Origin of the sequence: Enterococcus canintestini (assembly GCF_001885735.1) — a bacterium.
Lineage (GTDB): Bacteria > Bacillota > Bacilli > Lactobacillales > Enterococcaceae > Enterococcus_C > Enterococcus_C canintestini.
Genome location: NZ_JXKG01000002.1, coordinates 217,211 through 230,702, shown reverse-complemented (window position 1 = coordinate 230,702; position 13,492 = coordinate 217,211). Strand labels below are relative to the sequence as shown.

The window sequence follows — 13,492 nt, the reverse complement described above, 5'->3', positions numbered from 1 at the left end:
GTAAAAAAGCCAATCCAACCAAAGACTGTCGGACTGACCTCACGGCAAAAAAAGTTTTCAAAAAAACTATTTAACCACTGCAATAATTTCAATTTCCACTAGCGCATCTTTTGGTAGTGCAGCAACTTGAACAGCTGACCGAGCGGGAAAACTTGTAGCAAAATAAGTAGCATAAACAGCATTAAAATCTGCAAAGTCATTGATATCTTTTAAAAAACAAGTTGTCTTAACAACATCAGCAAGTGTTAAATTACAACTTGTTAACAGACCCTCAATATTTTCAAAAACTTGTCTTGTTTGTTCCTGAATAGTCTTACCCATTAATTCCCCTGTTTCAGGATTTAAAGGTATCTGACCAGAAGCAAATAAAAAACCATTTACAATTTTTCCTTGTACATAAGGACCAATCGCTTTAGGGGCTAAATTAGTAGCAACATCTTTCATTTCATTACTCCTTTTTCTGACAATCTGGGCATAACCCATATACTTCTAAACGATGATTGTTTATTTCAAAACCGGTAAGTTGACTTGCCGCTGTTTCTACATCTTCTAATGATGGATAAAAGAAATCAACAACTTTTCCGCAATTGGTACAAATTGCATGATAATGTGGTTTCACTGCAAAATCAAAACGGCTTGAAGCATCCCCATAGTTCATTTCTTGAACAAAACCAATATCTGTAAACAGGCGTAAATTATTATAGACTGTTGCAACGCTCATACTCGGAAATGACGGAGATAACGCATGATAGATTTCATCAGCAGTCGGATGAGAGTGGTGGGCGATTAAATAATCTAAAATAGCTTGACGTTGAGGGGTAATACGTATATTATCTTTTTTCAATTTTGCAATTACTTCTTCTATATTAATGTGCGCTTCCAACAAATCCCCTCCTCTTTTTGTTTTTAATATATTTTAATCATACTATGAGTCAAAAAAAAAGAAAAGTATCTACTTTAAGCGATGCAAAAAAAACATGGACTAAATAAAACGAACTTCTTAATCATTAAGAAGTTCGTCAAAAATTATTATTCTTCGTCAAATTGATAAAGTACTGTAGATAAGTAGCGCTCACCATTATCAGGGACAATCGCTAAAACTTTTTTACCCTTACCAAGATTTTTGGCAACATCAATAGCTGCTTTAATTGCTGCACCAGAGGAAATCCCTACCAAGATACCTTCTTGCGTTCCCATTTTGCGGGCTGTTGCAATCGCATCATCACTAGAAACGGCCACGGCTTCATCATAAACTTTTGTATCCAAGGTGTCTGGGATAAAGCCCGTGCCAATACCTTGAATTTTATGCGGTCCAGGCTTGCCACCTTCTAAAACAGCAGATTCTTGTGGTTCTACCCCATAAATTTTTATCTCAGGATAAACCCGTCTTAATTCATGACCTGCCCCTGTAATGGTACCACCTGTGCCAATGCCTGCGACAAAAGCATCAAGACCGCCAACCCCAAAGGCATCCACAATTTCCTTACCAGTTGTTTTTTCATGAATTTCAGGATTAGCTGGATTTTCAAATTGCAATGGTAAGAAATACCCATTTTCTTGTGCTTCTTTTTCAGCTCGTTTGATAGAACCAGTTATTCCTTCAGAACCTGGTGTTAAAATTAATTTAGCCCCATAGGCTTGCATTATTTTACGACGTTCAATGCTCATCGTATCTGGCATCACTAAAATAACGTTATAACCCTTAGCTGCCCCAACCATTGCCAAACCAATGCCGGTATTACCAGAAGTCGGTTCAATGATTGTTCCACCTTTTTTTAAACTGCCGTCAGCTTCAGCTTTTTCGATCATGCTCAATGCAATTCGATCTTTTACACTGCTACCGGGATTGAAAAATTCGAGTTTTACATACAACTCGGCATCTTCAGCTGAAACTAAATGGTTCAGTTTTACAATGGGTGTATGTCCGATTAAATCTAAAACAGATTGGTAAATTTCACTCATATTATTTCCTCCTTTTAAGCTCTAAAAACAACTGTACTCATTTAATATAATAGCGAAATTACGCAACATGTGCGAATATTTTGTCTTACAAAAAAACTACCCTCGACTAGACAGTTTTTACTGTTTAGTCGAGGGTAGTTTTCATTTTATTAAATATTTAATTGTTGTCCTACCATAATAACATCGCTGGAAAGTCCATTATTGGCCATTAGCTGATCCACAGTAGTACCGTATTTAGCGGCAATATCCCAAAGTGTATCACCAGACACAACAGTATAAGTAGTTCCCGCAACGTTATTTTGGGAAGCAACAGCTGTTTCTTGCTGGGAAACTTGATTTTCACTACTTGTTGTTTGAGCAGTTGTGTCATAACTAGTTTGCACATAGCCAGAAGCTGGTGTGTCATATTGCGTCAAATTGTAAGCTGAGATTAAATAATTTAGTTTTTGGTTGTAGGTAGGGTCAGTGGCATAGCGTCCTGTTAAATATGCAGTCGCATCTAAATAACTATTCGTATTACTCTTCCAAGCCCCTGCATAATGTGGCATTTCTGTAGCGAAACTTGTACTGCGTAATACATAAGCGTGATCCGCTAAAGATTCCCAGTAAGAACTATATTGGCGAAACGGTTCATTCATAGTCACCCATTGTCCGTTCAAATATTCTTGCGTTGGAAAAGTAACAGACTGGCCATTATATGCCCCTTTAACCCCAAATAAATTATAATATGGCGCTTGAGCTAGAACTGAGGAACCATTACCGCTTTCTAAAATTGCTTGGGCAATCATGACTGAAGCATACAAGTCATTTTGTTGGGCAATTTGCGTTGCTGCTGCACCGATTTGATTGATTAAACTAGCCGTGCTATCCACGCTTTGATTTTGGAGTTCTGCCGCTTGAACAGTTTGTGTTGGCATTGCTGCCATAATACCTGGTGTACAAATCAAACCAACCCCCGCCATTGACAGAGCCTTCTTACTATCAAAACGGTATTTAAACGTTACTTGCTTTTTTTGATGTCGCTCACTACGAGTTAGATACTCTACCATTTTCTTCCTCCTGAAAAAACTTATATAAATTAAGATTATTATAACGATAACTAGATGTATGTATTATAGCTTGAATTTTTTTTCATATCAAATAATTCCTATCTTGTAACATATATTTAATATATGCAACAATCCAAAAAGCTTTTTAAATGATTTTATGCACAATCATCATTATGACGGAACAAAAACAAAAGACTCCTTGCAGATTGTTTAAATAAAACATCTGACAAAGAGTCTTTTAACAGTTAATTACAATGAATTATAGACGTTTACAACATTTTCAACAGTGAAACCAAATTCACTAAGCACTTTGTCACCAGGTGCAGACGCGCCAAAGTGATCAATAGCTACTACTTTACCGTCAAAGCCAGTATAACGTTCCCAGCCAAATGGAGATGCTGCTTCAATGGCAACACGCTTAGTAACAGAACTTGGTAATACACTTTCTTTATATTCAGGACTTTGCGATTCGAATAAATCAAAACTTGGTAAAGAAACCACAGAAACATCTTTACCAGCTTTTTTAAGTTCAGCTTGAGCCTTAACAGCTAAGTCAACTTCTGAACCAGTCGCAATTAGAATTCCTTCTGGTACTTGCCCTTCTTGAGGGGAAACTACATAACCACCCTTAGCTACATTTTCATCAGCATTTTCTTTTGTCCCTGGTAATACTGGTAAATTTTGACGGCTTAAAACTAAGACAGTTGGTTTATCTTTAGTGGTCATTGCAATCTTCCAAGCAGCTCTTGTTTCGTTTCCATCAGCAGGTCGAATAACTTGAACATTTGGTATGCAACGGACACTTGCTAGTTGTTCAATCGGTTCATGCGTTGGTCCATCTTCTCCTACTGCTACAGAATCATGGGTTAAAACATAGATAACTGGCGCATTTTGAATTGCAGACAGCCGTAATGCTGGGCGTAAGTAATCGGTAAAGACAAAAAATGTACCGCCATAAACTCGGGTGCCACCGTGTAATTGAATACCATTCATCGCCGCAGCCATTGCAAATTCTCTAACACCAAACCAAATATTACGTCCTTCATATTGACCAGGTTCAAAATCTTTTTCTGCAGCCACCATGGTGTTGTTTGAAGATGATAAATCAGCTGAGCCTCCCCACAAAGTTGGGACTGCTTTAGATAGCGCTTGAATCATTTCTTTACTAGAAACACGACTTGCTTGGGCAGAACCTACTTCATAAGTAGGCAATTCACTATCCCAATTATCTGGCAGCTCGCCTGCAAATGCAGCTTTAAATTGCGTAGCTAGTTCTGGATAGCTTTGGCTATATTCAGCAAACATCTTGTTCCAAGCTTCTTCTGCTTTTTCGCCTCGGTCATTAATTGCTTCTTTGAAGCGAGCAGCTGCTTTTTCAGGCACTGTAAAGTCAGGATATTCCCAACCGTAAGCTTTTTTAGCAGCAGCAATTCCTTCTGTGCCAAGAGGTGCGCCATGAACTTTGTTTGTTCCTTCGTTTGGAGCACCAAAACCAATGATTGTTTTGACTTCAATTAATGTAGGTTGGCTCAAATTTTCTTTTGCTTTTTTTATAGCATCTGAAATTGCTTGTAAATCATTGCCGTCTTCTACTAAGATATGTTGCCAGCCATATGCTTCAAAACGTTGCCCAACATTTTCAGTAAAAGCTTTTGAAGTTGGTCCATCTAATGAAATATCATTTGAATCATATAAAACAACTAGCTTTCCTAGTTTCATATGCCCAGCCATTGAAGCCGCTTCTTGAGAAACACCTTCCATTAAATCACCGTCACCACATAGAGCATAAGTATAATGATCGACGATATTGAATTGATCACGGTTATAAGTCGCAGCTAGATGTGCTTCACTCATCGCCATTCCTACAGCCATTGCAATCCCTTGACCTAATGGACCAGTTGTCGCTTCGACACCATCAGTGTGATTCACTTCAGGATGTCCAGGTGTTTTACTTCCCCATTGACGAAAATTTTTCAAATCATCAATTGAAACTTTATAACCTGCACAGTGCAATAAACTATAAAGTAATGCTGAACCATGCCCAGCAGATAAAACAAAACGGTCACGATCAGCCCAATTACGTGAAGTGGCCGGATTAATTTTCAAATGCTTTGTCCAAAGTGCATACGCCATTGGTGCAGCCCCCATCGGTAAACCAGGGTGGCCAGAATTTGCTGCTTGGATTGCTTCAATACTTAAAGTACGTAAGGTGTTAACGCTCAATTCATCGATTTTATCAAACAATTGTGCTTCCTCCAGTTTTTAGGTTTTTTTTACCTTTATTATTTACTTCCCTATTGTAAAGGATTTTCGCTTTAAATGCAATTAAATATCAATCACGGTTGTGTAATCCTTTTTCTTTTTGGATTTGCTTCAATTTTTCTGGTGTGACATCATTTCCTTTTGGATCCACGACTTTCATACCTTCAATGTGGTGCCGCATTCCTGATCGAAAAGCTTTTAAATACTCTTCCCGTAAATTCTTTTGTTCTCTTGTTTCTGCTTCTGACAAACCCATTTCTTTTTTCTTTTTAGCCAGCTCGTTAATACGCGCTAATTTTTCATCTGATAGCATTATAAAATCTCCTTTATGCTTATGATTTGAAATTGAGACTACATTCCTATATTCCCTCTTATCTTAGCTAAAAAAAGGGTTCGTGACAACCACCAACTAAATACGAACATCTGTTTGAATTGTTTTTTGCTTTATGCTAAACTAAACGTATCGAAAGAAAGAAGGTGCAATATGGCAAAACGCACAGAAAATCGTCAAATTGAAATCTTAAAATTTATTCACGACCGCGTCTCAGAAAAAGGGTATCCCCCCACAGTTCGAGAAATTGGCGAAGCGGTTTCGTTATCTTCCACATCGACAGTACACGGTCATCTTTCCCGTTTAGAAAAGAAAGGTCTTATTTTACGCGATCCTACTAAACCCCGTGCAATCGAATTAACGGAATTAGGATTGGAAAAAATTGGTGCACAGCCTGAGACTATTCCGATGCTTGGCGTCGTTACAGCCGGTGAACCAATTTTAGCTGTGGAAGAGGCATCTGATTTCTTCCCTATCCCGCCTCATTTATTAAATGATAGCGGTGCTTTATTTATGTTAACAATCCGTGGAGAAAGTATGATCAATGCAGGTATTTTAGATGGTGATCAAGTTATTGTCCGCAAACAATCAGCTGCAAATAATGGTGATATTGTCATTGCGATGACTGATGAAGATGAAGCAACTTGTAAAAGATTTTTTAAAGAAAATAATTACATTCGTTTACAACCCGAAAATGATTATATGGAACCTATTATCTTGCCAAATGTCAAAATCTTAGGCTTAGTGGTCGGTCTTTATCGTGATTTACTTTAAAATTATGAATAAATCTTCGAACTTTTCGGAGATTTATTTTTTTGCTTTACAAACCGAACATACTTTCGTATAATCAATATACAAACGTTTGTTCGTATAATTTAATTGAGGTGAAAAGGATGAATACAATTCGCAATATTTCTTTAATCGTTTTAGGTATAATCGTTAGCTTTGTCATTAGTCACTATGGTGTTGCTTTAGCTGCTTTAATTTTTGTCCCGCCTTTTTTAACTTGGTTTGCTTTGTGGGATGAGAAAAAATATCGCCAAAGCATTCGCAAATTTTCTCCCTACACCCAAAAACCACGTAATACGTACCATCAGTATAAATAAATCAAATTTTGCAACTTGCATCTTTTTTAGTCAGAATATAGTTTTTCCCTTCTAAAATTTTGTTTAAACACCTCCCGAGCGAGGTGTTTTTTTCTTTAAATTTTTGTATCGCTGAATTTGAGGAGATTAAAATAGAGTTTACTTAAACAACAGTTCTTTTACATCACATTTATCTAAATGATTTACTTTAAAAAAATGTAAGCGATTCCTTTTAGGGAGTCAGATTACTTTCCTTATTTAAAAAACGGCAGTATATTGATTTTAAGAGCAAAATATTGCGCAAAATTAAGGAGGCATTTTACTATGACAAGTTATGAACCAAGAAATCCCCAAAAAGATGAACTACTTTCCCCCGACAATAGTGTTTTTGTTTTAATTGACTACCAACCGACTCAAGTCAACTCGATTAATTCGATGAACCGCCATGAACTGGTTGAAAGTATTACAAATTTAACTGCTTTAATGCGTGCTTACAATGTTCCCACAATTGTATCAACAGTTAATGTGGCAACTGGACGCAACAAAGATACTATTCCTCAGTTAAAAGAACTGGTAAAAGATTTACCAAGTTATGATCGTACCTCTATCAATGCGTGGGAAGATCAGGAATTTAACGATGCAGTGAAGTCCACTGGCAAAAAGAAAATTATTATTGCTGCCTTATGGACAGAAGCCTGCCTAACCTTCCCTACTTTGGATGCATTAAAAGAAGGCTATGAGGTTTATCCTGTTGTTGATGCTGTTGGCGGCACGAGTAAAATCGCACACGAAATGGCACTTCATCGTGTTGAACAAGCGGGGGCTAAAATGACCACCTTTGCCCAATTAGCTTGTGAATTCCAGCGGGATTGGAATCGAACGGATACGGTAGCAAAATTTGTAAAGGCAATGCAAGACAAAGGAATTTTCTTGAAATTAGAATAAAAAATAGGAGATGTTTGTATGTTAGACATTCAAGGCTCTTTAAAAAATTTAGCTTGGACAGTAGAGCATCACTTTTTGCATATTAAAAATCAACATGAATTTATGCGGGCTTGGGCGGTCCAATTTGAACTCGCCTATACGGATTTTCGTGTAACTCAAATGGCATTGCAACTTGCTGGCAATCAGATGGATTTGCTAAAAGATTTTACAACTCAGTACGATGCAGTTTATCAATACGAAATGGCATTTGTTAGTAATGGTTTAGCTGGATTCAATGAAAAATTTGGGGATCAATTACCCCAATACGAACAAGCACAACAAGCATTACGAAAAACAATTGATCAAATTTTATCACTACAGCCTGATGATCCCAACAATCTGATTTAGGAGTGATCACGATGAAAATTACTCAAGATATCGTTTATGATAGCGGCAATGATTTAAAACTAGATACCTATGCACCAGATACAAAGCCAAAAGCAACCCTATTATTAATCCATGGTGGTGGTTGGTTTCGTGGAGATAAAGAAAAAGAAAGTTTTCTAGCTGAAAAATTTGTCAATGAAGGTTTCTTTGTCGTCGCCCCCAATTATCGCCTTGCTCCTGCTGATCTTTATCCTAGTGCTCTGACGGACGTTTTCAATGCATATGCTTGGACGAAAAAAAATACATTAGCAGCTAATATGCCAATTTTTGCCTTGGGTGCTTCTGCCGGTGGCAATTTAGCTGTTGAACTGGCTTTGCAAAAAGGCATTCCTACTGCATCATGGTCAGGAATTATCGATATGTATGATTGGGTGACACAACATCCTGAAGTAAAAGCAGTAATGAATAAAGAGCAACATTTTGATGCCCATGAAAGTCGCGAAATTGATCAAGATGGCAACAATGATCAATTTTATAAATGGTTTATTTTAAATTATGTACGTAATGATTTAAACCTATTAAAATCAGCTACTCCGCTGACCCGCGTCAGTTCAAAAAGTGGCCCTGTATTTTTAGCGAATTCATTACATGAATTAGTTCCAATTAGCGGTGTCTTAAAGTTACAGCAGGCACTTGCTGATGTTGACGTTCCCAGTGATGTAAAACTAATCGCAGGAACAGTCCACGGTGAAGGTTATTGGGAATTGGCGTTGCCTCAAACATTATCGTTCTTTTCTTCCTATTTAGCTAATTAAAATTTGAAAAACAACATTCCAGTTTGACCGCCTCGAATGATTTCTTCATTCAAAGGCGGTTTTTTCTTTTAATTAATAAATTGCGATATCCTTTTAGTTTACATATTATTATGATAGTGAACTTATTTTTATAAATCCGCTCCATTAAATTTTCAGTTAATTTCATTTTTGGTAAAGTAACAAATTTATAGTCTGACAAGTAATAAAAGCAGCTAAACAATAAATAAATCCAGAGGCCATCTAATTAGTGGTAATAAAAAGTGTACTTTCTCATTAAGAAAGTACACTTTTTAAGCTATTTATTATAAATTTTGGGTCCTTTGCGCATATTCTTGCGATCGTTTTTTGGGGCTTGCATTTCTTTTACGCGTCCGCCACCTTGTTTTTTCTTAATTAATTCTAGCATTTTTTCTTTTGTATTCATTTTTTCTCCTTGATTAGCTCAACCTGCTACTAAATTACCTACTATAGTTTTACTACTTGCTGTCTATCCACTCAGCGCCTACTGATTATACAAGAAGCTTCTCTTGAAAGCAAATTGGAGGTGTTTTCAAAAGTAATCACTAAAATAAATCTTATCTTTATTCCTCCCTTGTAAAAGCCCCGACATTACTGTAAAGTCTTTAAAAAGACTTCCTATCGTTTTAAATCAATCAGTAATTCGCATGGAAAATTTCAACTTGTAATTCTTCTTTGTGCTATCATAAACTGCGGGAGTGAGAATAATGAAAAAAATATTACTGTTTTTGCTATTATGCACTAATTTCTTTTTAGCCGGCTGCCAAGAAAATGAAAAATTCGCAAAAAGTTTCTCGACTAATGATATCTTTTGGATAGCTACAGACATTCACTTTATTGCCCCGTCGCTTCACGATGACGGAAAAGAATTTCAGTTTATCAAAAAAACAGCGGCCGGAAAAGATTTGGATTATCAAGTAGCATCATTAAGCGCATTTGTCGCAAAAGCAAAAAAAGAACGGCCTGCAGCCATTATATTAACAGGTGACTTAACCTTAAACGGTGAAAGGCAAAGTGCCAAAGAAATGGCACAAATTTTTTCTCCATTAAAAGCTATTGATATTCCCGTTTTGGCCATCCCGGGTAATCATGATATTTATGACGGTTGGGCTAGAAAGTATCAAGAAGATAAAAAAGAGCGAATCGACCAAGTTTCACCGGCAGACTTTAAACAGTTTTTTCCTGATGGGTATAAAATGGCTTTTGATACGGATTCTGCTTCATTAAGTTATGCGGTAAATATTAACAAAACGTATGATTTCATTTTTTTAGACACAAATGAATATCCGATTCAGAATAGTCGTGCCCAACCACATACTGGTGGACAAGTAAAAGAAGCTACGCTCACTTGGCTTGAAGACAGGTTAAAAACCACCGAAAACAATCAGAAAATCCCCATTGTTTTTATGCATCACAATTTGTTTAAACATAACCCTCTTATTTATAAAGGATATGTTCTCTCAAACGATAAGATTGTAAAAAAACTTTTTGCTAAATATCACGTTCCCATCGTGTTTTCTGGTCATATTCATGCTCAAGACATCATGAAAGATCCAACGGGAGAAACATCAATCATAGAAGTTGTTACGAGTTCCTTTGCAATTGCAGATCATAGTTATGGTGAATTACAACTCCAAGCTAATCGAATTATTTATAAGCGTAAACAAGTTAATGTCGAAACATGGGCAAAAGAAAATAAAAAAACTGATCAAAATTTGCGTCATCACAATACCTATTTAAAGAATCTTTTTATAAAAGATGGTGAAAGACTAGCTTATCAACAACTATTGGAACAAAATGTTAGAGATGAAGAAATTTTAGACCCTGTCGCAAAGTTAGTGGCAAAAGTTAATTATAACTATTTTACTGGTAATGATAATTATTCTTCAAACCAAATAGCAGCTATAAAAGACTCCGAAGCTTATGATAACTTAAAAAAATATTCTCCTTTTTTACAACAATATCTTGACTATAGTCTACAAGACGATAATTTATCAGATCAAAAAATAGTCGTCCAGCCATTAAAATAGTGATACTAAAAAACTTTAGAAAAACAAATTATTAATCGTTTTTCTAAAGTTTTTTTATTACGCATTCTTTTTTCAAAATTAATATGAAATCCGCTACCTTAGCTATTATTTTTTATTCGGCTTCTTTAATGTCGTTAGCTATTTTTGAAATTTCGATTTCTTTTTCTAAATACTCCGGATTTTCGGTAGGAAAATGTTGTCTAAATTCCGCTAATTCCATTAGTTCTACTTTTCCTTTAGCTATTGTAAAATCTAGTACATGTCCACCAAATTTATGGTCATCACTAATAAAATGTAGATGAAAACCCGCGGCAGCAGCCCCGTGAAATAATTCGGGCGTGAAAAACCCCACAATCGTCCCAGTTATGTCAGTTGCTTCAAACTCAGGTTGATTGCGCGCTATTTCTACAAAGCGCGGATATGGCTTCACTTGTTTGGGAGCTACGCGTACATGCATATGTGTAAATGTCCCATGAATTTTAATCGCAGCAAATAAATTATGACTAATTTTTTGCAAAATTTCTGTTTTCAGAGCATCATCATCACTGGCAGTAACAAAAAAATTACGGTCCGATTCAAATTGCGTAACTGCTGCATACGGCGTTAATTCTGCTCCTGTTAATCGATTAATTTTTCCTGTTTCACCAGCATGATAAATTGTACCGTCTAAAAAAATAACTTCGCCATTGGATCCTTCTAATGTTCCCAACCCAAAATCGCCATACTTAGACAGTGTACCAATTTTTTCAGTGCCGTCCATTAAATCTTGCATTAGACCACCTAAGGTTCCATGTTGATAAAGGTAACTTGTCGTTTTCACAGTCATATTAAATCCTCTCCTATTTTGACTTTAGAAAAACATAGAATTCGTTTATGAATACATAAACCACGTAAATATCTAAAATTTAATAAAATTGATCGGGTAAAATTGTCTTGCCTAATTCTTTGTTATCTGCGTAATCAACGGGGATATCAATTATTACCGGGCCATCGGTAGCTAAGCCTTCTTCAATTGCTTTTTCTAGCTCTGATTTTGAAGTAGCTCTTAAGCCTTTGGCACCAAAAGCCTCAGCATATTTCACAAAATCAACAGAACCAAAATGCACACCTGATGAACGATCATATTTCATTTCTTCTTGGAATTCCACCATATTGTAACTTCCATCGTTCCAAATAAGATGGATAATTTTTTGTTTTAAGCGTACTGCTGTTTCTAATTCTTGAGCAGAAAATAAAAAGCCACCATCTCCTGAAATGGAGAAAATTTGCGTATTTGGGCGTACCAATGCAGCTGAAATCGCCCATGGAAGAGCAACACCTAATGTTTGCATCCCATTACTAAACAATAAATGTCTTGGTTCATAACTACGGAAATGACGAGCCATCCAAATATAATGGCTACCTACGTCCACAGTAACCGTCATTTCATCTGAAACACTTTTTTGTAAAGTATCAATAATTTCCAAAGGATGAACCTTTCCTTGCTTGATTGGATATTCTTGCGTATTATGGCTCAATTTTGCTTGTAAAGTCGCTAGGTAATGGTTAGCATCTGTTGATAAATGATAATTTTCAATGGCTTCACTTAACTTTTTAATTGTTTTTTCAATATTACCAATTAGTTCTACTTCTGGTTGCATATATTGATCAATTTCCATTGGTACTTCATCGATGACAACAATGCGCGCATCTTTTTCTGCATTCCAGTTTCTAGCTTCATACTCAATTGGATCATATCCCACTGCTACTACTAAATCACTACGTTTTAACAACATGTCTCCTGGTTGATTGCGGAATAATCCCACACGGCCAAAAAAGTGATCTTCTAATTTTCTAGAAATAATACCCGCACCTTGAAAAGTTTCCACAACAGGAATGCCGGTTTTTTCAACCAATAATCGAATCGCTGCTGTTTCTTTTTTACCAGAAGCTCGCATGCCTACTAATAGAGTGGGTAATTTTGCTTCCTTGATACGTTTTACTAATTCATTAATATCTGCATCAGAAGCAGCCCCTAGTTTTGGCGTTGCCAAAGGTTTGATCGCTTCTCCGTTAACTTTTCCATCAGTGACATCTTGCGGGATCGATAAAAAACTTGCCCCTTTTTTAGCTGTTTTTGCGATGCGATAAGCATTGGCAATATTTTCTGAAAGAGTATTTGGATCTTGTATTTCAGAACTATATTTAGTAATTGGTGCAAATAATGCTGCATTATTCATACTTTGGTGGGTTAATTTTGATAAATCTGAACGTTTTACTTGACCGGCTAAGGCTAAAACTGGATCACCTTCAGCTGTCGCTGTTACTAATCCTGTAGCTAAATTACTTGCCCCGGGACCACTAGTAGCAATTACTACACCCGGCTCCCCTGTTAAACGACCAATTGCTTGGGCCATAAACGCTGCATTTTGTTCATGACGAGCAAGAATTAATTTAGGGCCATGATCGGCTAATGTATCAAAAACACCATCAATTTTGGCACCTGGAATACCAAAAATGAATGGTACGTTATGATTTTCTAAACTATTAACAATAATTTCTGCACCTTTTTTACTCACTGTGTTACATCTCCTTAAAAATCTGTATCACTAACAAAAGTTAATATACCACTCATTTCTTTATTTATCAA

Annotated in this window: 15 protein-coding genes; 6 read left to right on the top strand and 9 right to left on the bottom strand. The window is 36.4% G+C overall.

The genetic code is table 11. The features are described from left to right. Positions 1–66: 66 nt before the first annotated feature. The 6 genes from RU96_RS02510 to RU96_RS02485 form a co-directional block, all read right to left on the bottom strand. A complete protein-coding gene (locus tag RU96_RS02510) occupies positions 67–444 on the bottom strand; it encodes a RidA family protein (RefSeq protein WP_071863974.1) in 378 nt (125 codons plus the stop codon). Positions 445–448: 4 nt separating this feature from the next. After that, positions 449–883 (bottom strand): Fur family transcriptional regulator, encoded by a 435-nt coding sequence (locus RU96_RS02505; RefSeq protein ID WP_071863973.1) that lies wholly within the window; start codon positions 881–883, stop codon positions 449–451. A 146-nt stretch (positions 884–1,029) separates the two neighbouring features. Then, positions 1,030–1,962 (bottom strand): cysteine synthase A, encoded by a 933-nt coding sequence (gene cysK / locus RU96_RS02500; RefSeq protein ID WP_071863972.1) that lies wholly within the window; start codon positions 1,960–1,962, stop codon positions 1,030–1,032. 149 nt (positions 1,963–2,111) lie between these two features. After that, positions 2,112–3,011: a glucosaminidase domain-containing protein gene (locus tag RU96_RS02495; RefSeq protein ID WP_071863971.1), complete on the bottom strand. Its 900-nt coding sequence runs from the start codon at positions 3,009–3,011 to the stop codon at positions 2,112–2,114. 249 nt (positions 3,012–3,260) lie between these two features. Beyond that, a complete protein-coding gene (gene tkt, locus RU96_RS02490; RefSeq protein ID WP_071863970.1) occupies positions 3,261–5,255 on the bottom strand; it encodes a transketolase in 1,995 nt (664 codons plus the stop codon). An 88-nt stretch (positions 5,256–5,343) separates the two neighbouring features. Further along, entirely contained in the window at positions 5,344–5,586 is a 243-nt protein-coding gene (locus tag RU96_RS02485; protein ID WP_071863969.1) for a DUF896 family protein, read from the bottom strand. 171 nt (positions 5,587–5,757) lie between these two features. On the opposite strand from RU96_RS02485, the gene lexA reads away from it, so the two are divergent. From lexA to RU96_RS02460, 5 genes are all read left to right on the top strand, one after another. Beyond that, positions 5,758–6,378, top strand: coding sequence for a transcriptional repressor LexA (gene lexA / locus RU96_RS02480; protein WP_071863968.1), 621 nt, complete (start codon positions 5,758–5,760; stop codon positions 6,376–6,378). Positions 6,379–6,497: 119 nt separating this feature from the next. Further along, entirely contained in the window at positions 6,498–6,710 is a 213-nt protein-coding gene (locus RU96_RS02475; RefSeq protein ID WP_071863967.1) for a hypothetical protein, read from the top strand. Positions 6,711–7,013: 303 nt separating this feature from the next. Continuing rightward, complete coding sequence (locus RU96_RS02470; RefSeq protein WP_071863966.1) at positions 7,014–7,634, top strand: hydrolase; 621 nt, start codon at positions 7,014–7,016, stop codon at positions 7,632–7,634. Positions 7,635–7,652: 18 nt separating this feature from the next. Continuing rightward, positions 7,653–8,021 carry a hypothetical protein gene (locus RU96_RS02465; protein ID WP_071863965.1) on the top strand — a complete coding sequence of 123 codons (369 nt, stop codon included), beginning with the start codon at positions 7,653–7,655 and terminating at the stop codon, positions 8,019–8,021. A gap of 11 nt (positions 8,022–8,032) precedes the next feature. Continuing rightward, positions 8,033–8,815, top strand: a complete 783-nt coding sequence (locus tag RU96_RS02460; RefSeq protein ID WP_071863964.1) for an alpha/beta hydrolase — start codon at positions 8,033–8,035, stop codon at positions 8,813–8,815. 295 nt (positions 8,816–9,110) lie between these two features. Here RU96_RS02460 and RU96_RS13380 read toward each other — a convergent pair whose 3' ends face one another. Then, positions 9,111–9,239, bottom strand: a complete 129-nt coding sequence (locus RU96_RS13380; protein WP_016171945.1) for a hypothetical protein — start codon at positions 9,237–9,239, stop codon at positions 9,111–9,113. 301 nt (positions 9,240–9,540) lie between these two features. Between RU96_RS13380 and RU96_RS02450 the strand changes: the two genes are divergently transcribed. After that, positions 9,541–10,863, top strand: coding sequence for a metallophosphoesterase (locus RU96_RS02450; RefSeq protein ID WP_071863963.1), 1,323 nt, complete (start codon positions 9,541–9,543; stop codon positions 10,861–10,863). A gap of 112 nt (positions 10,864–10,975) precedes the next feature. Here the strand turns inward: RU96_RS02450 and budA are convergent, their stop codons facing one another. Both budA and alsS read right to left on the bottom strand, forming a co-directional pair. Next, complete coding sequence (gene budA / locus RU96_RS02445; protein ID WP_071863962.1) at positions 10,976–11,689, bottom strand: acetolactate decarboxylase; 714 nt, start codon at positions 11,687–11,689, stop codon at positions 10,976–10,978. 79 nt (positions 11,690–11,768) lie between these two features. Then, positions 11,769–13,421, bottom strand: a complete 1,653-nt coding sequence (alsS, locus tag RU96_RS02440; protein ID WP_071863961.1) for an acetolactate synthase AlsS — start codon at positions 13,419–13,421, stop codon at positions 11,769–11,771. Positions 13,422–13,492: the final 71 nt, after the last annotated feature.